This window comes from Liquorilactobacillus aquaticus DSM 21051 (assembly GCF_001436755.1).
In the GTDB taxonomy this organism is placed as follows: Bacteria; Bacillota; Bacilli; order Lactobacillales; family Lactobacillaceae; genus Liquorilactobacillus; species Liquorilactobacillus aquaticus.
Window position 1 is genome coordinate 15,210 of sequence record NZ_AYZD01000034.1, and the last position, 19,818, is coordinate 35,027.

General features: G+C 35.9%; 17 protein-coding genes and 1 tRNA gene. 3 read left to right on the forward strand and 15 right to left on the reverse strand.

What is annotated here, in order from left to right:
* Positions 1-20: 20 nt before the first annotated feature.
* From FC19_RS10510 to rlmD, 7 genes are all read right to left on the reverse strand, one after another.
* A complete protein-coding gene (locus tag FC19_RS10510; protein WP_057876903.1) occupies positions 21-1,328 on the reverse strand; it encodes a hemolysin family protein in 1,308 nt (435 codons plus the stop codon).
* A gap of 51 nt (positions 1,329-1,379) precedes the next feature.
* Positions 1,380-2,846: an ATP-binding cassette domain-containing protein gene (locus FC19_RS10515; RefSeq protein ID WP_057876904.1), complete on the reverse strand. Its 1,467-nt coding sequence runs from the start codon at positions 2,844-2,846 to the stop codon at positions 1,380-1,382.
* Positions 2,847-2,996: 150 nt separating this feature from the next.
* Positions 2,997-3,386, reverse strand: coding sequence for a glycerol-3-phosphate cytidylyltransferase (gene tagD, locus FC19_RS10520; protein ID WP_057876905.1), 390 nt, complete (start codon positions 3,384-3,386; stop codon positions 2,997-2,999).
* A 230-nt stretch (positions 3,387-3,616) separates the two neighbouring features.
* Positions 3,617-4,741, reverse strand: coding sequence for an AI-2E family transporter (locus FC19_RS10525; protein ID WP_057876906.1), 1,125 nt, complete (start codon positions 4,739-4,741; stop codon positions 3,617-3,619).
* A 129-nt stretch (positions 4,742-4,870) separates the two neighbouring features.
* Positions 4,871-5,416 (reverse strand): nucleoside tri-diphosphate phosphatase, encoded by a 546-nt coding sequence (ntdP, locus tag FC19_RS10530; RefSeq protein ID WP_057876907.1) that lies wholly within the window; start codon positions 5,414-5,416, stop codon positions 4,871-4,873.
* A gap of 120 nt (positions 5,417-5,536) precedes the next feature.
* Positions 5,537-6,751: a serine hydrolase domain-containing protein gene (locus FC19_RS10535; protein WP_083488447.1), complete on the reverse strand. Its 1,215-nt coding sequence runs from the start codon at positions 6,749-6,751 to the stop codon at positions 5,537-5,539.
* Between the two features lie 55 nt (positions 6,752-6,806).
* Positions 6,807-8,201: a 23S rRNA (uracil(1939)-C(5))-methyltransferase RlmD gene (gene rlmD / locus FC19_RS10540; RefSeq protein WP_057876909.1), complete on the reverse strand. Its 1,395-nt coding sequence runs from the start codon at positions 8,199-8,201 to the stop codon at positions 6,807-6,809.
* Between the two features lie 123 nt (positions 8,202-8,324).
* On the opposite strand from rlmD, the gene recX reads away from it, so the two are divergent.
* Positions 8,325-9,107 (forward strand): recombination regulator RecX, encoded by a 783-nt coding sequence (gene recX / locus FC19_RS10545; protein WP_057876910.1) that lies wholly within the window; start codon positions 8,325-8,327, stop codon positions 9,105-9,107.
* Positions 9,108-9,253: 146 nt separating this feature from the next.
* On the opposite strand, the gene FC19_RS10550 is transcribed toward recX, so the two are convergent.
* From FC19_RS10550 to map, 4 genes are all read right to left on the reverse strand, one after another.
* Positions 9,254-10,150, reverse strand: a complete 897-nt coding sequence (locus tag FC19_RS10550) for a YihY/virulence factor BrkB family protein (protein ID WP_235809378.1) — start codon at positions 10,148-10,150, stop codon at positions 9,254-9,256.
* Between the two features lie 131 nt (positions 10,151-10,281).
* Positions 10,282-10,824, reverse strand: a complete 543-nt coding sequence (locus tag FC19_RS10555; RefSeq protein ID WP_057876911.1) for a LysM peptidoglycan-binding domain-containing protein — start codon at positions 10,822-10,824, stop codon at positions 10,282-10,284.
* A gap of 215 nt (positions 10,825-11,039) precedes the next feature.
* Positions 11,040-11,912, reverse strand: a complete 873-nt coding sequence (gene galU, locus FC19_RS10560; protein ID WP_057876912.1) for a UTP--glucose-1-phosphate uridylyltransferase GalU — start codon at positions 11,910-11,912, stop codon at positions 11,040-11,042.
* A gap of 159 nt (positions 11,913-12,071) precedes the next feature.
* Positions 12,072-12,863 (reverse strand): type I methionyl aminopeptidase, encoded by a 792-nt coding sequence (gene map / locus FC19_RS10565; protein WP_057876913.1) that lies wholly within the window; start codon positions 12,861-12,863, stop codon positions 12,072-12,074.
* A gap of 167 nt (positions 12,864-13,030) precedes the next feature.
* On the opposite strand from map, the gene FC19_RS10570 reads away from it, so the two are divergent.
* Both FC19_RS10570 and FC19_RS10575 read left to right on the forward strand, forming a co-directional pair.
* A complete protein-coding gene (locus FC19_RS10570) occupies positions 13,031-13,489 on the forward strand; it encodes a flavodoxin (protein ID WP_057876914.1) in 459 nt (152 codons plus the stop codon).
* A 150-nt stretch (positions 13,490-13,639) separates the two neighbouring features.
* Complete coding sequence (locus FC19_RS10575) at positions 13,640-16,486, forward strand: YfhO family protein (RefSeq protein ID WP_057876915.1); 2,847 nt, start codon at positions 13,640-13,642, stop codon at positions 16,484-16,486.
* A 104-nt stretch (positions 16,487-16,590) separates the two neighbouring features.
* On the opposite strand, the gene FC19_RS10580 is transcribed toward FC19_RS10575, so the two are convergent.
* The 4 genes from FC19_RS10580 to FC19_RS10595 all read right to left on the reverse strand — a co-directional run bounded on the left by FC19_RS10580 (position 16,591) and on the right by FC19_RS10595 (position 19,812).
* Positions 16,591-16,995 carry a hypothetical protein gene (locus FC19_RS10580; RefSeq protein ID WP_057876916.1) on the reverse strand — a complete coding sequence of 135 codons (405 nt, stop codon included), beginning with the start codon at positions 16,993-16,995 and terminating at the stop codon, positions 16,591-16,593.
* A 21-nt stretch (positions 16,996-17,016) separates the two neighbouring features.
* Positions 17,017-18,156 carry a non-hydrolyzing UDP-N-acetylglucosamine 2-epimerase gene (gene wecB, locus FC19_RS10585; protein WP_057876917.1) on the reverse strand — a complete coding sequence of 380 codons (1,140 nt, stop codon included), beginning with the start codon at positions 18,154-18,156 and terminating at the stop codon, positions 17,017-17,019.
* Positions 18,157-18,275: 119 nt separating this feature from the next.
* Positions 18,276-18,349 (reverse strand) — tRNA-Arg (locus tag FC19_RS10590).
* A 161-nt stretch (positions 18,350-18,510) separates the two neighbouring features.
* Entirely contained in the window at positions 18,511-19,812 is a 1,302-nt protein-coding gene (locus tag FC19_RS10595) for a DEAD/DEAH box helicase (protein ID WP_057876918.1), read from the reverse strand.
* Positions 19,813-19,818: the final 6 nt, after the last annotated feature.

Consider the following 19,818-nt stretch of genomic DNA (forward strand, 5'->3'; position numbering starts at 1 on the left):
CCATTTTTTTAACTTATTTATCAAATTTCACGCATGCTTTTTTCCTTGCGCACGTGTTCCATGACTAAAGCTGCTGGTAAAATCACACGAACCTTCATTATGCGTGAATCATCAATTAATTCCGTTAAAAGAACTACATGTTCATCCGTCTCGACCTTAACTTTTTCACCATCACTTGGTATAAAACCCAATTTTGTTATTATATATCCTGCAATTGTATCAACTTCATTCATCACCAAGGTTGTTCCAAATTCACTATTAAAATCATCGAGTGAAAGCCGCCCTTGCACGACAAATTCGTTATCAGATACCTTATGATATATTTGATCTGGCTGATCAGATTCATCATCAATCTCGCCGACAATTTCTTCTAAAAGGTCTTCTAAAGTAACTAGACCAACTACACCGCCATACTCATCAAATAAAATAGCCATTTGATTTTGAGTTTTTTTCATCTCAAACATTACTTCATCAATTGTCATTGTTTCAGGTATAAATAACGCTGGTTGCAATACCCGTCTGATGGTAACGTGCTCAAAACCGTCTTTACGGGCAGTACGCAGCACATTTTTTATGTGCACTACCCCTAAAATATTATCTTTATCCTCATTATAAACAGGTACTCTTGAATAAGGCATTTGCAAAATTGCATCAATATTACGATCATTGTCATTTTGAATATCAATCATGAAAGCATCAGTTCGAGCAACCATCACTTCACGTGCCATTTTACCATGCATCGAAATGACTCCTTCAATCATTTCAAACGCTTCGTTATTTAATTCACCATTTCCTTTTTCATGCGTAATCATGTCAATAATTGTTTCCCAAGAAGCTTTGTTTATCGTTTTATTTTTTTTGGTTTGGGGCGTCAGCTTTAAGCCGATTTTATTTAAAAACAAAGCAAAAGGGTAAAAAAGACTTCCCAAAATTACAGCCGTACGGTAAGTTCTCTGAAAAAACCTAGAAGGACGCTCCCCAATGATTACTTTAGGAAATATCTGTGTTAATAAATACAAAACACTGGTCAGCAAACAGTTAATAAGGATAAAACACCCTATACCGTCTAACTCTGCACTATACAAATTCAAACAGCCAAGCGTAACAATTCCAGCTTCCATCACTATTAGGAACACAATTGCCAAGTTGATTGCATTCAGATATTTTGCGAATCGCTCCAACTTATCAGGAATTTCGTTTTTTACTTCATTGTTTGCCTTTAATAAAGAAAAAGCGGCCACTGAACTTGATAATATATATAAAGCTGCCAATATTAAAAATATTAAAATTATTATCAGCCATCCTGCAGGTTCAGAATCTAAACTCATATCAGTTTTTACTCCTCTAAAAATTAATCTTAACTTAAGCCGCACTATCCATCATTTCGGAACTCTTATAATATCTCCCGATTTCAATTGGCTATCCGAAGTCATACTATTTATTTCTTTGATTTTATCAGCAGTTGTAGCATATTTTTGTGCAAGTCCCTCTAATGTATCACCATCAGAAACGTTAATGGTCTGCGTATTTTTTAATAACGCTGCCTTACTTTCACTAGACGCCTTAGCTGAAGAAGAGCTTGCTGCGCTCTCGCTTGATGCTTTTGACGATGCTGCTGAAGATGATGCGGCAGCTTGCGATGATGCTACTTTAGCTTTTGAATCCGACAACGCTTTGGATTTGCTGCTGTTTTTAGAAGCTTTTTTTGCCGTAGATTCCGTCTTTTTCTCTTGTTTACTTTTTTCAGAAGCTGTTTGTGTAACATCATTATTATTGCCAATACCTGCAAAAATTTTATTATCGATGCTGAACCACACACCACCTATAATTAAAAATGTTACTAAAACACCTACTGCATACTTTAATTTGCTGTTTTTATTTTTCTTCTTGTTTTGTGGATTCTTTTCATCATCATTTTTTTCTTCAATATTGCCATTCTCATTATTTACCGGATCCACACCATGGTCTTTATAAAAAGCTTTACGCATACGCGGTTCATCTTTACGTGTGAAGCCATGTTTGAATTGCTCGCTTTTAAATTCCTCATAGACAGTACTAACATCAAAATCAATGCGTTCTTTCTGTTTTTTTGCTAAATAATCATTTTTTTCAGGTAAACTCAGCGACCTAAACCAATTAATATAATATTCAAATTGTTCTAAGACCTCTTTTGTTGGTCCAAAACCTTGAACCTCACCATACTGAAGCCAGACAGTCCGTTCACAGAAGCGTTCGATATTGAAAACATTGGTATCCGCAATAATAAATGAGACCCCAATATCCTTCAATGACTGAATTTTTTGGGCCGCTTTTATATAGAATATATTATCCAAGTTACCTAAAACACTATCCAGCAATACCAATTTAGGTGTTACAAAAAGAGCTATCCCTAAACTCAAACATGAGTACATACCAATTGAATAATCACCCACAGGGCGGTACAGCAATTCTCCTAAATCAGTAAAATTAATGATCGCATTGACCAAATGTTTGGCTTTGATTTCATCAAGTTCGGTTGCAGAAATTGCTTTTTGAATATTTTCCAATCCGGTCAGTGCATTATCCATACCACGTCGTGCACTTGCACGATTAACTTTTCCGTCAATCGTAATAAATCCCGTTGTTTGCTTCGTATTTCCTGCTAAAATGTCAATCAAAGCTTCTTTTCCTGAACCATTTGTACCGATCACTCCGACGGCCTCACCTTCACCGATATTCAGCGAGACTCCCCGTAATTCCCAGAAACTTTTCTTGTCACTGACGGACATTTTTGTTTTACCAAGGTCTTTCTTCCCCAGCAACAAAGGTTCATTTTTAGTAATATATTTAACTTCCATTTTTCTCATAATTTTATTCACCTAATATTTTGATTACACTGAAGCGATTCCTCAGCTGCTAACATCTTCAAGTTAAAAATATATAATTTTTAACATAACAATAAAAATAGCCTCGGTTGACATAAAAATGTTACCAAAGCCAAAAACACACTTATTTTTCTAGTTCATTCCTAAATCATCTTTTATTTTTGTAGTTGAAATACCTTCAGTTCGAGGTAAATAAACAACTTGGCAATAATCTTCTAAAAAATCGAACTTTCCTTTCCAATCATCGCCCATCACAAATAGATCAATGTTGTACTTAATAACATCGTTTATCTTTTGATCCCAATTTTCCTCGGGGATCACATCATCGACATATTTAATTGCTTCTAAAATATACTTCCGGTCTTCATATGAAGTATACGCTTTTTTTCCTTTAATCGCGTTAAATTCATCAGTTGAAACGCCGACTGTCAGATGGTCTCCTAAGGCAGCCGCTCGCTTTAACAGTCTAACATGACCTTTGTGCAGCAAATCGAATGTTCCGTAAGTAATAACTCTCTTCATTTTTTTAACCTCATCGTTCAACTCGAAATCAAATTTCTGCATTAACAACTATATTCTGGCTAAACTTGTCCCAAGTTTTAACCACTGTACTACTACAGCGACAGTTTTACCTCAAGTAACATAATAGCCATATCTCAGCTATACAGAATAATACTTAATCACTGTCTTTATAAACTTAGTATACAATAACATAGTTGTATACTAGCGTCAATCAAGGGAAAACTATGCATTTATTTTCGTTCGTGTTCATTTTCTAAATGGTATATATCTACAAAATACTTAATAACAACCTTCAAAACAGCATATGTAGGTATTCCCAAGATCATTCCCATCAGTCCAGCAATATTTCCAGCTACCAAAAGCAAAATAATGATCGTCAACGGATGAATATCTAAACTTTTACCAATAACATTGGGATAAATGAGATTACCGTCAACCTGCTGAACTATCACACAAACGACAACAACCGTAATAACCATTTTAGGGGAAATAAAAACTGCTAGAATCAATGCTGGCAGTAACCCAATATATGGTCCAAGGTAAGGAATTATATTGGTAGTTCCGGCTAAGACTCCCAGCAAGAAAGCATAAGGCATTCCAATCGCCCAATAACCAAGGAATGTAAAAGTCGCAACAAAGGCACATTCAATTGCCTGACCACCAATATACTTTGAAATCGTATCCCCCATCTTCCCTAATAAGATCTCAGTTTTATCAGCCGGTCGCTCAGGCATCATTTTTTTTATGTTCGGAACTAATCTGTGTCCATCCTTAAGCATGTAAAAAAGCATAAATGGCACTGTTATTGCAGTTACTGTAATGCTGGTTATTGTCCCAATGATTGTTCCTAAACTGTTTGTGACTCCTCCCATAAAACTCTCCAATGAGTTTTCAACTGTCTTTTCAAATTTTTCGATATAGCTGTGAACATTTAAGCGTCTGACCCATTCATAATGGCTGAGATCAACATAGTATTGATTAAGAATTTCCTGTAATTTGGCTAGATATGTAGGTGTTTTAGCTATCAACTGTCCAACCTGAGAGATCAATAAGGGTATTAAAAAAATCAGTGCCAATGCAACTATTGTACCTAAAAGGAGAAACACAATAACAACAGCCAATGTCCGGTTCACTTTAAACTTATTAATTTTGATTTTCATTAATATATTGACAAGTGGTCTAAAAAGATAATATAAAAAACCCGATATAATAACAGGAGTAAACAACGTAGATATAAAAGTACCTATCGGTTCAAATACAAAGCCAATATTTGAACATACCCAAATTAAAGACGCTAAGAGGAGTAATTCAACCGTCCAAAATAAGATTCTTGATTTTTTTAAGCTTTCAAACATTTACATAACCATCCCTTATAATGCCCCATATAATTTCAAACACAATAAAACTTAAAAGTGTCAAAAAAAACTGTAATCACAAACCGAGGGACTTTGTAACTACAGATTTTCTGTTATAAACTGAGATATTCACTGACGTCGTGACAATTCGAGATACCGCTTATACCAAATTTCAATGTATTCCTTCGAAAAAGGTCCCTTGCCGCCGTCTATCCAATCGACAAGCGTTAAAACATTGTGCTTTAATATTTTGTCAATCTCACTTGAATAGTGCCATTTTGCTCCATGTTCCTCATACTCGTCAACATCTAACAATTTCTTTTCTCCATTAGGAAAAACTTTAACATCTAGATCATAGTCTATATATTTTAAAGCTTCCCTATCCAAAACAGCTGGAGATGCAAGATTACAATAATAGGACACTCCATTATCACGAATCATTGCAATAATGTTAAACCAGTAATGTTTATGGAAATACACTAGTGCAGGTTCTCGTGTGACCCAACGTCGTCCATCCGACTCAGTTACTAATGTATGGTCATTACATCCAATCAATGCATTTTCACTTGTCTTCAGCACCATTGTGTCTCGCCACGTTCGATGCAAACTACCGTCATGTTTATAACTTTTGATGGTGATAAATTCACCTTCTCTTGGCTCTTTAGACTGACGCATTAAAAACCCTGCCTTCTATAAACACAGGTGTATTCTACACCGATATCACATCCATTATAGCAAAGTTATGTGAAAAAGCCTAAAGTTTATTGCATCTTTTCTCGAACTTCAATTTTTTGCTTAATGTGTCAGTAAAAAATGATACAACTCAGAATCAACTACCATATTGAAAGGTTTTCTTGAATTTGGATTATTCGTCTGCAAAATAACAGCTTGTTTACCATCAGCCGAAATATCTCCAATTGTTTCGTAACCATACTCAGCACCATGGAAATGATAACCACTATTTATTCCAAGCTCTTTGAATTGTTGTAAATACTTTAGATGATAAAGACCAGAACTGTATGTATTGTTAGGAGGAAAAACTGTAAATAACTCAGATGTAGATCTAGTGTTCAACACTCCTCCAGTAACAAAAGTACGAAGCATTTTATATAAATCACCATTCGTCATGTAAAGATTTCCAGTCCCCAGCTCATTGGTGTATTGGTATTTTTGCTCATTTGCAAGTGTTCTATAATCATTCATATTCACAGAATTGTAGGCTATTGTCTTTCCGTTGATTAATTTATAATATTCATCGAAAAAACAAGTATTTTCTAAACCAAGCGGTTCTTGAATTGTCCGTCTGAATTCTTTATAATAGCTACGCCCAGTTAGTTTCTTGATTATTCCTGCTAATAACACAAAATTAGCCGGCTGGTAATACTGCTTACCTATATGTTTGGGATTTACTTCTACATTTTTGGCGACATAATTTACCAGTTGGTCTTGCGACATTACTTTCTCAGGCATTGTTTTCAAAGATACTCCCGAAATCATATTCAACATCTCTCTTAATGTAACTGCACTACTATATCCAATATTAGGATAGTACTTAGAAAGTTTGTCGTTTAATGACATTCGACCAGCCTGAACCAACTTCATAAGCATTACTCCGGTTGCTGCTTTTTGAACAGAAGCAATTTGAAAAAGCGAGGTAGCTGAATTTTTTTTATTATTTAATCTGTCTGCATAGCCATAGCCATTTTGAAAAATAGCCTTACCATTTTTGACGATCAAGACTGTTCCAATAAAATTATCTTTTTTTAATTCTTTTTCAGTATAATCTATAATTCTATTTTCATGCTCATTTCTGACATTTAATCCAAATTGATCTCTACTTTTGCTGGAACCTCCAACTTTCTGAATCACAATTTGCTTGTCTTCATTCACTTTATGCCCTGTATTATTTTCTATCATCTGTTTCGGGGCACTCTTTTTATATTCAAGAAAGATGCCCATTACTACGACCATAAGGGATAAAATAATAGTCCACATATATCTTTTCTTCATAATAGTTTTCCCTACCAATATAATTTAACCAGTTTTTCTCAAACCCCGCAAAATTTTAACTGTTTTTACGTGTCAGCTTCACGACCGCCTCACATCTTGCAGTTTGTGGGAACATATCGATTGATTGTATATATTCAACTTTATATATCCTTGTCAGCTTTACAAGATCACGTGCCAAGGTTGAAGGATTACACGAAACATAAACAAATTTTGTCGGTTTAATTTGCAAAATAGTTTTTATTAACTTAATATCTAGCCCTGAACGCGGTGGATCAACTACAAGTGCATTCGGAGCAAGACCCTCCGCGAACCATTGAGGTATTAGCTCTTCCGCTTTTCCGGTTTCATACATAGTATTTGAAAATCCGTTCAGCTTTGCATTAAAGCGTGCATCTTCGATCGATTCCGGCGTAATATCCATGCCCCGTACTTCTTTAACTTTCTCCGCAACAAATAAACCAATTGTTCCTACTCCACAATATGCATCTATCAAAACATCATTTTTCTTTAATGCAAGTGCTTTTTCTATTTCCTCGTACATCTTCTCCGTTTGCTGCGGATTCAATTGAAAAAAAGCACGCGCAGAAAGTTTAAATTGAATGTTTCCTAATTTTTCCATAAGATAGTTTTTCCCAGCTAAATGAACCGTTTTTTCCCCCCAAACAAGCGATTTTCTTCCCTTATTGACATTTTGCATGACAGAAATCACCATCGGCAATTTCTCTTTTATTTTCATCAGAAGTGTTTTCTTTTGGGGAAGTTTATCCGAATTCGTAATGAAAGTTAATTGCGCGTTCTCTTCTGCCCTTGATTCACGCACAACCAAGGTTTTGATAATTCCAGAATTCTTTTTTTCATCGTAAATCGGGATATCCAACTCCTGCAATAATTTACAGACCGTTCGAATAATTTTTAAGGTCAAAGGACGTTGAGTACTAAATGTTGGTAAAGAAACCAAATCATGACTATTACGTCGGTATAATCCCGCGATTACTTGTCCCTGCTCATTTTTTCGAACTTGAAATTGCGCTTTATTCCGATATTCAAATGGTTCTTTCATTCCGACTGTCGGCAAAAGGTTATAGTTTTTATAGCCTTCAGGTTTAAATTTTTCAAGTGATTGTCTAACAATGTCACGTTTAAATTCTAATTGGCTTGGATATTTTAAATGCTCTAATTCAATACCACCAACATCATAATGATCTTTTTTCTCTACTCGGTCTTGGCTACGATGTCTTAAACGATGCATTTTAGCAATCGCATAATTATGTTCGACCGAAGATACCTCAGCAACGATCACTTCCTGCGGCAAAGCACCAGGAACAAATATTACTTTATGCTTATAATACCCAATACCTTCTCCATTTATACCTAACCTTTTGATGGTAAGAGGGAAACGCTGCCCCACCTTGATTAAATGATTATCTTTTTTTTGATAATATGCTACCATTGTTTTCTCCCTTTAAAATGTTATAGATAATTATATCATGTCTCTTCAACATTTTATAATTTACACTAAATTGTTATAATAATTACAAAAGCTTGAATACCACTGCCAAAGGACGGTCATACCTTGAAAATAACAAAAATTCAACTTCAAAAGAGAAAAAAACGTTTTAACATTTATCTTAATGACAAATATTCGTTTTCAATTAGTGAGGATGTTCTTGTAAAATATCATTTATTTAAAGGACAAGAATTAAAAACTGAACAAATCGAAAATCTGTCGAATGCTGATGAAATAGCTAAAGCCCATTCTAAAGCACTAAATTATCTTTCTTCTCAATTAAGAACGGAAAAAGAAATAACAGACTATTTAAAAAAACACTTGATCTCGCCAGAAAAGATTCCGCATGTCATTGAGAAACTGCGCTATGAAAAGCTTGTAGATGATGAAAAATATGCAGAGAGTTATATTCGAACAATGATGAAAACCTCCGATAAAGGTTTCAAAGTTATTCGTAATAATCTCCGTGCAAAAGGTGTAGTCGAAAAGGACATCGAGCAAGCCGCAAGTGAATATAATAGCTCTTATATGATAGCTAAAGGCATAGCTTTGACTGAAAAATATGAAAAACAATATTCACGTTATCCTTTTAATAAAAAGATTCAGAAAATAAAACAGCGTTTTTTGTCTAAAGGATTCTCAACAGATGAAATACGTGCTATCACTCAGAACAGTGATTTTACCAAAGATGAGCAAATTGAAAAACAAATTCTCGAAAAAGAAGCTGCCAAACTATGGCAAAAGCACCACGCCATTGACAAAAAGCAGCGCTACTTTAAAGTCAAACAAGCTCTTTACCGTAAAGGCTTTTCATTGGATGAAATCGAAAATATTCTTGCAAATTTTTAACAATAAAGCTCAACTTCAAAAAACATACTTCAACAAATGATTAACTGAAAAGTATGATTTTATAATAGAAATCGAAAAGGGAACTGAATCAAAATTAAAAATTTTGATCCAGCTCCCTTTTTTTCTAACCTTGGCATTTAATTAAATTATCTATCGTAATTATCGCGTAAATATTTGCGTAACTTGCCTTCTCTAGGCTTTATTATATTATAGTAGCGGTATTCTAAGGTAGCGTTAAGACTAGCACCCAACATTATAATCCAGCCTGAGTAATTAAGCCAAAACAAAAGCACTATGAATGTTCCGATTGTTCCGTAGCTCAAAACTGATTTGGCAAAATAACGTACATAGATCGAAAAACCCTGGGCCAAGATGATCCACCCAAAAGTTGCTAATAACGCGCCCGGGAAAACCAACACTAAATGAAGTTTAGCATTTGGTAGAAAATAATACATCAAACTCAAAATGATAAAGAGCGCAAAAAAAGTAATCGGCCACTTTAGTTTTCCGAAGGTTCCAGCAAATTCAATAGGCAAGTTCAAGATTGGAGTAATGTAGCTTAAAACCATCTGACCAAAACTAAATAAGATAATAATTGAAATCAACAAAATTGCGAAAACAATCGTCAAAAAAAAAGAAATTACTCTAGCAGTTATGGCCCCTTGCGAATTCTCAACATCATATGCATTGTTCAATGCTAACTTCAAAACATTGACTCCCTTGCTAGCTGCCCACAAAGCAACTAATGCGCTGATTGAAATCAGTCCTCCACTGCCTTTATTTAAAAACGAGACGACAATTGGATGTAATGTCTCGTAGATAGTGGCTGGAACTGCTGTCTCTAAATAAGATAACACTGTTCCTGATTTTATATTTAAGAGCGGCAAAACATTGCCTATCAAAATAATAGATGGGAAAAACGCTAGAAGAGAGTAATACGCAATAACAATTGATGTATTACTAATGTCAATATCAGATGAACGCTGAAATATTGATTTTATTATTTTGATTAATCCCTTGAAACGACCATTTTCCTTAATCATTTCCATCCCCCGTCCGTTTCAACTGTATCGTAATTGTTTTATTAATATACGAACCAAGGTTACCACAATTACTTTCCAGCGTCACTTAACATGCGTTGTGATCATAGCTACAGTGAATTATCCTGCATTTCCTATTCACTATCTGCTGATGATGAAACTGCGGTGGATGTTTTTGTACTTGGCACTATCAATTTTGTACCAGGGTTTAATGTACCTGTGTCTAATTTATTCAGGTTCATCAGCTCGGTCGTAGTTGTATTATATTTCGCTGCTATCATTGTTAAACTATCACCATATTTTACTGTGTAAGATCCATAAGTAGTTTTCTTGCTTTTAGTCTTTGTATCTGTTCCGCTAGCTTTAGATTGTTTTTTATCAACACTTTGGGAAGCATCTTGACCCGAACTTGATACCTTGTCCGCAGTTGAACTTGCATCGACTTTCGCTTTTGATTGGTCCGTTTTCTTGACAGTACCATATTTTTTTTGAGCAAGACTCTGCTGTTTTTTATATTCGGCCTTTTGAGCACTTTTATTATCACTAAAAGAACTATTTAATCTTGCACGAATACTTCCATTCTTCCAGCCCCAAAAAATAATCAACAAAATAATAATAATAGCTGCAACATATTGAACCAACTTCTTATATTCCTTATGTCCCTTTTTCCGTGCCATTTTACTTCCCCCTACATCCTAAGATTGAACTTTTTTAACCATAAATAATTATTAAATATAAATCAAATAATTTCAATAAAAATATTGTATTATGAGTAAAAAAGAAACCGAGAGCAAACGAACATTTTGCTCCCGGTAAACTCATAATATCTTATTTTTTTAAATGTAATCAACAATTGAAAATTATTTTCAAAAGATAAGCTCTTAAAAGTAGATTACTTCAAAGACTTAGATAACTCTTTAATATATGCTCGCAAATCATCTTTAACTTCGGGATGTTCAAGTCCAAATTGAATTGAAGTCTTTAAATAACCAAACTTATACCCTACATCGAAACGTTCACCTTTAAATTCGTGCGCAAAGACGCGCTGAATTTTATTCAAACGATCAATTGCATCCGTTAATTGAATCTCATTGCCCGCTCCTGGCTTTTGCGTTTCCAACATACCAAAAATCTCTGGTGTCAGCAGATAACGTCCAATAATAGCTAAATCACTTGGCGCCTTATCTACGTCTGGTTTTTCAACAAACTTCTTTACATCATAAAGGCCCCTGCTTGTCTCAGAGCCCGGATCAATGACTCCGTATTTATATACTTCTTCATGCGGAACATTCATAACTGCAAGTGTAGATGCGTGTGTTTGATCGTAACGATCAATCAGTTGTTTGGTCAATGGAACCTTGTCACGCATCAAATCGTCACCTAACATAACCACAAAAGGTTCGTTGCCCACAAAATCCTTCGCCATCAAGACTGCATCGCCGAGACCTCGTGGATGTGACTGTCGAATGAAATAAAGATTGATATCTGTTGTCTGTTCAACTAATTTTAATAATTCTGTCTTGCCTTTTTCCTTCAAGTTCTGTTCAAGTTCTGGAACAGAATCAAAATGATCTTCAATAGGTCTCTTACCCTTACCAGTAACAACAAGGATGTCTTCTATTCCTGATTTCTTTGCTTCTTCTACAATATATTGAATTGTTGGTTTATCAATTATTGGCAACATTTCTTTTGCCAATGCCTTTGTGGCTGGAAGGAAACGTGTTCCTAATCCTGCCGCCGGAATAACAGCTTTTCTGACTTTCATTATGATAGCTCCTTATCTGTTAGCGTTATCAGAATACATAGATTATTATAGCATTCTTAATAGGCAAAACAAGAAAAATTTTTTTATGTTTTAAATTTTGTTTTCAAATTCTTTTAAAATTTGGAAACTACTAAGATCATCATACTCGGATCATTTAAACTATTTATTAAGCAGATATTTTTTATCTCTTGCAGGGTCTTGGGAAGTTAAAATCTTAGGACCATCATTTGTAATAGCCAAAGTATGCTCGTACTGACAAGATAAACTTCCATCAGCAGTTCTTGCCGTCCAACCATTGGGATCGTCCATTTCTGCTTTCCATGTTCCCATATTGATCATTGGCTCTATTGTGATCGTCATTCCAGCCCTTAACCGAAGACCCTTTCCAGCTTCACCGTAGTGAGGCACATTGGGGCTTTCATGCATTGTTGGTCCAATGCCATGACCGATGAACTCACGCACATCCCCGTAACCATTCTCATCTTCTGTGAAATGCTGAATTGCTGCACCGATATCTCCGATCCTATTTCCTACCTGTGCCTTTTCGATTCCTAGGTACAGAGCGTCTTTAGTAACCTTCATTAGGCGGTCAATTTCAGGGGTTGACTTGCCAACAACATAGGTCCAACATGAGTCACTCATTGCTCCGTGATAATTAACAACCGTATCGACTTTCACAAGATCTGCATCTTTTAAGATCAAACTTTTACGGGGAAATCCATGACAAATCTCATCATTAACACTTATACAAGTCGCATACTTATAACCTTCAAAACCAACTTGTTCTGGAATAGCATCGTGTTCTTTAAAATATTTCAAAGCAAATTTTTCAATTTCCCAACTTGAAATACCAGGTTTGATGATATCTCTAAGGCCGACATGCATTCCGGCAAGAATAGCTCCTGACTTTTGCATTTCCTCAATCTCGCGTGGTGATTTTAATGTAATCATTATTTCTAAATGCCTCCAATTTATTTTCACTATTCATTATAACTTAAATCCTTGAAAATGGCGCATTAAGTTTATCTCACATATATTAACCTCAATTGTTATCGTTCGTTTCAACCGTTATCTGTTATAATGTTTCATAGTGATATATTATGAAAGAAGGTATTTTAATGGCTAAAGCCAAAGTCGTTTTTGCATCTATTACTGGCAATAATGAAGATGTAGCTGATATTATTTCTGAAGCGCTGGAAAATAAAGGAGTAGAAGTCGACACCGAAGAAATCTCACAATGTGATGCTGCGGATTTTGAAGATGCTGACATCTGTGTTGTCACTCCTTATACCTACGATGAAGGAGCTCTTCCTGACGAAGGAATGGATTTTTTTGAAGATCTTGCTGAGCTTGATCTAGCTGGAAAAGTTTATGGTGTTGCAGGTTCAGGTGACACTTTTTACGGTGAATATTACTGTGTTGCAGTTGATAAATTTGACGAAGCATTCGCACAAGCTGGTGCTTCAAAAGGTGCTGAAAGCGTTAAGATTAATCTAGCTCCTGATTCTGATGACGATATTAAAAAGCTTGAAAATTTTGCAGACTCCCTACTTTCTGCATACAAAAAAAGGCAATAAAAAAATGATCTTCCACTGCCTGATTATAAAAAAATAAAATTTGAAAAATTTCGGATAAAGGTAACATAATCTTAAAATAACCTCTCCTTGACTTCACACAAGTGTTGTTTGTAATGTACAATACTTGCAGATAGTCAGGAGGGGCTTTTTGTGCAGTTTTCCTTTGAAAAAAAACATAATATTTCGTTGTACTTTAAATATACATTAATTTTTTTATTTGTCTCGTTTTTTGTTTATGGGACTTATTTGGTGACAGGTCATTCACTTATTTGGCGGCTTGATGGTGCTCAGCAACATCTTCCACTTCTGCAAGAGTATCAGCAGTTATTGCGCTCATTCCTACACCATCCACTACAGGATCTTCCTCAGTGGTCATGGAAGTTAGGAATTGGCGGAGATATTTTTCAAGTTTATAGCTATTACGTTCTAGGGGATTTTTTCAGCTATTTGACTTTGCTATTTCCTGCCAGCAAAATAGTCTTTGCCTATCAGTTTTTGATTGTAATTCGCCTTTATTGTGCCGGAATGGCCTTTTGTTTTTTTGCTTCTCACTTTAAAAAACTTACACATCCTGTAATAATCACTGGAGCTTTAGTTTACATTTTCAATGCTTTTTTGCTGTATTCAAACATTGCTCAGCCATTTTTCACCATCCCCTTTATTATTTTTCCATTACTAATCATTGCTATTGAACGTGTCTTACAAGGGATGTCTATTTGGCCGCTGACTATTGTTTTCTGCTGGATGCTCTTTAACAACTTTTATTTTGCGTACATGCTTGGAATCGGTGCAGCCATTTTTCTTGTACTGCGTTATTTACTATATTATCGAAAAAGAATTCCTTTACTCAAAACACTCCTTAAACTGTGTTTCTGTACATTATTAAGCCTCTGTCTCACTGCAGTTGTTTTGATTCCAGAAATATTTGCAGTTCAAAATTCTACCCGTAGCGGAGGAGTTTTTGCTAACGGGCTAACCTTTTATCCACTTTACTATTACCTTGCACTCCCTTCACAACTGATTAATGGAGGAAATCGTGATTTTTATTTTTGGAGTGCGCTTGGCTTTGCCAGCATTGTTTTTTTCGCTATTATCTATGTCCTAGCCAAATGGCGCCACTATCCCTTATTAGCTAGTGTTTTTATAATTGGTGGTCTGATGCTCCTTTTCCCTCTTTTTGGTGCTTTTTTTAATGGCTTTATGGCACCTTCTAATCGTTGGACATTGATGCTCGCCCTTCCGCTATCACTTGCATCCTGCATCTTAATTCAAAACGTGCCTCAGCTTTCACCTAAAATTGTTCGTTTGTTTCGGAACACTCTCATTATTTATGCCGTTTTTATTATCTGCTGCTATTACTTTCAAAATGACGAAAAAATTTTTATCCCGCTTTTATTCTTGCTTATAACATACAGAGCACTTATTTTTTACTCGCAGCACAAACCTAACAAGTCAGCACAAGCTTTTTTAGTTGTAGTTTTGCTGAATGTAATCCTAAACGCTATCTATTTTGAAGCGCCCTATAATGGTGGCTACTCTAACGAGATGCTTCCATCTGGTTCATATGAAAAACTAATAAAGCAGCGCTATGCCGGTCTTGACAATGATCTGAAAGCAACGGACACATATCGTGTTTCTACAATAAGCAGCAACTATTCCTTAGGAGCAGGGTTCCACATGTACAATACACTGCCGAGCAACACGAATTCTGTTAACTCATATTATTCACTTCAAAACAAAAATATAGGATCTTTTGCCAATATAATGCAAAATTCACAATTTGAAGCAAATATTCCTTTAGGCCAACTTGACGATCGAACAGTTCTTAATAATTTTTTTGGTGTCCGTTATTTGTTTACACAGCTTAATCAGACAAACGAAAAGAAAATTCCAGCTGGTTATACACTCGATAAAGTCAGTCCACTGATTTCAGATACCAACCAGAATAGCTCTCAAAATCAGCAAACACAACGTTATCGCACTGATTATGCTTTTCCCTTAATATATTGGCAAGATCGTGCTTTTTCCAGCTCAACCTATGCTAAAATGTCTCCAACACAAAAAGAACGTGCTTTAGCGACCGGAGTCTTCTTAAATACAAAATCTATCGCTTCTTTGAAAAAAGCTTCTATCGGAACAAATGTTCAAAACGTTGAATATCAATTGATATCTTCACGCGGTAATCTTGTATCCTCACGTAACATTCAGAGAAAAGATAGCGATGAATCTTATTCGATTGTTCTTAAAAATCCCGACGCATATAAAAATTCCGAGTTGCATTTAGAATTCAGCGACATTAAATACAAACCTGAGAAGCTAAAAAATCAGCTTGAACTTGAAAAGCAAAAACGTCTCTCTACTTCGAGCGGTAGTTCCTTGACTCTCAATAATTCTCTGAGTTACTACCAAAACCTTCGTTATCACATTCTACAAGGAACACCTGATAGCAGTTTTTTACTGACAGTCACTTCACCACTTACAAGCGGAACAATTAAGCAACCAAAGCAAAATGAGCTTTCATTTTACAAAACTGTCAAAAACGGGGTCTTAAATATGGGATACTTTGCTTCTTTACCAACCAATCTGACCTTAACACCGTCAAAAATTGGCAACTATACTTTTAAATTGAAAATAACCGCTGAAAAAATAGATGATCACTATTTTGCGGAAGTTAAAAAAATTCAAAAAAATAGATTGAAAAATTTAAAATTTTCACGCAATAATGTTTCGGGTGTCATTACTACATTGCATACCGGAGTACTCACTTCTTCGATTCCTTACTCTAAAGGCTGGAGTGCAACCGATAATGGTCATCCTGTGCCTGTTCTCAAGACCAACAATGCCTTTACTGGTTTAAAGCTTAAACCTGGGCGTCATGTTATTAAGCTGACCTACCACACGCCTGGTTTAAAGCTAGGCTGGTATCTTAGTTTGGGAGGACTTTTGTTGATTCTTATCAAAATATTTCTCTCATTCGTCAAGCAAAAATTCCATTAACATATTACAATTAAACAAAAATGGGTCATCTAACTAACAAAAATTACAGTTTTTGTTAGCTAGATGACCCTTTACTTTACCTGATTTTTTAATTTAAAATTCTACTATGGTTTTCTAAAATGATTCAAATCTAATATTTTGTCCTTTGTTGCCGCAATTTCACGCGTTGCTTCAGGATCATGCGCAATCATATATTTAAGCTGTTCCAAGACATCAATGATTTCACGCAATTCCTGTACCTCTTCAGATATTTTTTCATCGGTTTCATTCACATCACTGACTGCTTGTAAATTAACTAAATCCTTTGTCATCTCTTGATAGCGCAGAATCGCAAAAACAATATTCATATTAGAAGATACCGTGCGCACGTTCTCAATATCAGGATGCTTTTCAATAAGGTTAAGCAATTCGGGATAGTATCTAAGTGCAATTGTATATCCTGGAAAGTAACGGTTAAAAACATGCTCTTCAATACCAAAACCATACCGATCTAATTTTTGTTCACTCATATTGATTCCCCCCATAAAGCATTATTGAAAATCAACTGGCCTCTTTTTCTGATTTCCAAAAAAATAGTTTAAACTTTCAATAATTCTTTCAGCTGCATGGCCGTCACCATAAGGATTGTTGGCTTCCGACATCTCCGTATACGCTGCTTGATCGTCAAGCAGTTTTTCCATTTCTTTTTTTACGTCATCAAACTCAGTCCCAATTAGTTTTAAAGTGCCTGCAGTTACTCCCTCTGGTCGTTCAGTGGTGTCACGCAAAACTAAAACTGGCTTTCCAAGTGCGGGCGCTTCCTCTTGAACCCCTCCGGAATCAGTCATTATAAAATAGCTTTTGGCACTGAGATTGTGGAAATCAACTACATCTAGTGGTTCGATTAAATGAACACGCTCAAAATTGCCCAACACTTCGCGTGCAATCTTACGGACTTTGGGGTTTAAATGCATTGGATAAATGACATCGACATCTGGATGGCTCTGCAATACTTCCCGTACTGCCAAAAAAACATCTTTCATTGGATCGCCTTGATTTTCACGTCGATGCATTGTCAGTAAAACTATCTTATGCTGGGGATCTATTTTTTTCAATGTTTCATGTCTATAATTATCGCGGATCGTCTCATTTAATGCATCAATTGCAGTATTACCTGTCACAAATATTTTTTTCTCAGCATGACCCTCTCTGAGTAGATTTTTTTTGCTCTGCTTCGTGGGTGCAAAATACAAGTCGCTTAATACATCTGTCATTTGTCGATTCATTTCTTCAGGATAGGGTGAATATTTATTCCAAGTTCGCAAACCAGCCTCCACATGTCCTAATGGAATTTTTTGATAAAAAGCCGATACTCCTGCTGCAAAAGTTGTTGTTGTATCACCATGAACTAAAACAATGTCGGGCTGTTCTTTTTCAAGCACCTTGTTAAGCAGCTTCAGAACGTTTGCTGTTATTTCACCAAGTGTTTGATTGGCATGCATTATATTCAGGTCATAATCGGGACGAATATTGAAAGTTTTCAAAACCTGATCCAGCATCTCACGGTGTTGTGCTGTTACAACAGTTAATGCTTCAAAATTTTTATTTTTTTTGAGCGCCAACACCAATGGAGCCATTTTAATTGCTTCTGGCCGAGTACCAAAAACCGTCATCACTTTTATTTTCTTCAAAAACAATCAACTCCATTATATTAATCCTTACTCTCATTGTACTACAAATTATTTGTTACAGATATTCTTAAAAGAAAAAGGCTGTCTTCCGATTCGCTCGGATACAGCCTTTATTATAATGCGCTTGATCGGAATCGAACCGATGACCTACCGCTTAGGAGGCGGTCGCTCTATCCTGCTGAGCTACAAGCGCAAATCCACAATAACTAACAACCATATAAGTATAAAAACTTATCTCATTAAAGTCAATACTAATAATGGCGTCATCATCATTTTCAAAGTAAATAATTGAATCCCAACTTACTTTATTAATTACTGTGGAATGAGGCCGTTGGAGCTAAAGAACAGAGAAATTCATTTTTTATTTTTATCGTGTTTTCCCTTGTTCAGCTGCTGCCTCTTGCGCTTCTTTTTATGCTTTTTAGGCACCAATTCCTGCTCTCTTCTTTTTAAAACATTGACTTTATTCTTATTCTTACTTTTGCTTTTGCTTTTTACTTTTCGTTTACTTTTTTCCGACGATTCATCAGCCGCGCGCTTTTTCTCAACAAACTCTTCCTTGTCGACTAACTCTCCTCTATACAAATATCCTTCATGAAGCATGTATTCTTCGTGTACGAGCAACTGTCTAAAATGACGCAAGTCATGTTCATTACCCAAATTAATCACAACTCCGGCAGCACCCATCCGACCTGTTCGGCCCACACGATGTATATAAGTATTAGAATCCTTAGGCAAATCAAAATTAACAACTGCTGGTAAAGCATCAATATCTAATCCACGCGCTGCAACATCAGTAGTCAACAATAGCGCTATTTTTCTTTGCTTTAGATCACGCAATGCCTGTTCCCTCTGCACCTGGCGTTGTTGCCCATCTAAGATGGCCAACTTGACGCCAAGATAATGCAATTTCTCCGCAGCAGCCTGAATCGTCGCAACTTGCTTAAAGAAGACGAGCGCATAAAATCCATCAAGATGCGCTAATTTTCTTAAAGTATCTACTCTTTTGCGCACAGGTGTTTCAAGTAAATAATGCGTAACCTCACCTTGTGTGTTGTCGCTTGAACGAACATCGACTGTTTCAACCTCTGTGCCGAACCAGCGTGGTAGTTCATCTAGAATTTTTGTCTTAGTAGCCGAAAAGAAACACATCTGTACGCGTGCTGGTCCGTGACTGATTAGTTCACGGCAAGAAATCAACGTCTCTTCCGTCAATAACTCATCTGCCTCATCCAATACTACTGACTGTAGTTTATGCAGCTTCAGTTTTTTTGCATCTGCTAGCTCTAGCATACGGCCTGGCGTTCCAACCACAATTTCTGGATGCTTTTTCAGCTTTTCAATCTGGCGTTTCACATTTGCTCCGCCAATCAAAGAAACAACTTTGAGATCCAGAACTTTAGCCCAGACTCGCATTACATTAGTCAGCTGTGCAGCTAATTCTTGTGAAGGCGCAATTACCATTAGCTGCGTACCGCCTCCATTTGATATCCGTTCTAGCAGGGGGATAGTATACGCTAAGGTTTTCCCTGAGCCTGTTGGTGCTAATCCTAAAACATTACGCCCCGCATTGAGTAGCGGATAAGTTTTTTCTTGGATAGGCGAAAAGTTTTCAAAGCCTTGATTTTTAAAAAAAATGTCAAATTTTGGATTCATTTTTCC

Coding starts and splice junctions, on each gene's coding strand:
- ntdP (WP_057876907.1), bottom strand. CDS start 5,416: ATGCGTCAGTCTAAAGAGCCAAGAGAAGGTGAATTTATCACCATCAAA.
- FC19_RS10535 (WP_083488447.1), bottom strand. CDS start 6,751: ATGAAGAAAAGATATATGTGGACTATTATTTTATCCCTTATGGTCGTA.
- tagD (WP_057876905.1), bottom strand. CDS start 3,386: ATGAAGAGAGTTATTACTTACGGAACATTCGATTTGCTGCACAAAGGT.
- FC19_RS10580 (WP_057876916.1), bottom strand. CDS start 16,995: ATGAGTGAACAAAAATTAGATCGGTATGGTTTTGGTATTGAAGAGCAT.
- galU (WP_057876912.1), bottom strand. CDS start 11,912: ATGAAAGTCAGAAAAGCTGTTATTCCGGCGGCAGGATTAGGAACACGT.
- map (WP_057876913.1), bottom strand. CDS start 12,863: ATGATTACATTAAAATCACCACGCGAGATTGAGGAAATGCAAAAGTCA.
- FC19_RS10515 (WP_057876904.1), bottom strand. CDS start 2,846: ATGAGAAAAATGGAAGTTAAATATATTACTAAAAATGAACCTTTGTTG.
- FC19_RS10525 (WP_057876906.1), bottom strand. CDS start 4,741: ATGTTTGAAAGCTTAAAAAAATCAAGAATCTTATTTTGGACGGTTGAA.
- FC19_RS10555 (WP_057876911.1), bottom strand. CDS start 10,824: ATGGCACGGAAAAAGGGACATAAGGAATATAAGAAGTTGGTTCAATAT.
- FC19_RS10510 (WP_057876903.1), bottom strand. CDS start 1,328: ATGAGTTTAGATTCTGAACCTGCAGGATGGCTGATAATAATTTTAATA.
- rlmD (WP_057876909.1), bottom strand. CDS start 8,201: ATGGTAGCATATTATCAAAAAAAAGATAATCATTTAATCAAGGTGGGG.
- FC19_RS10570 (WP_057876914.1), top strand. CDS start 13,031: ATGGCTAAAGCCAAAGTCGTTTTTGCATCTATTACTGGCAATAATGAA.
- FC19_RS10595 (WP_057876918.1), bottom strand. CDS start 19,812: ATGAATCCAAAATTTGACATTTTTTTTAAAAATCAAGGCTTTGAAAAC.
- FC19_RS10550 (WP_235809378.1), bottom strand. CDS start 10,150: ATGATTAAGGAAAATGGTCGTTTCAAGGGATTAATCAAAATAATAAAA.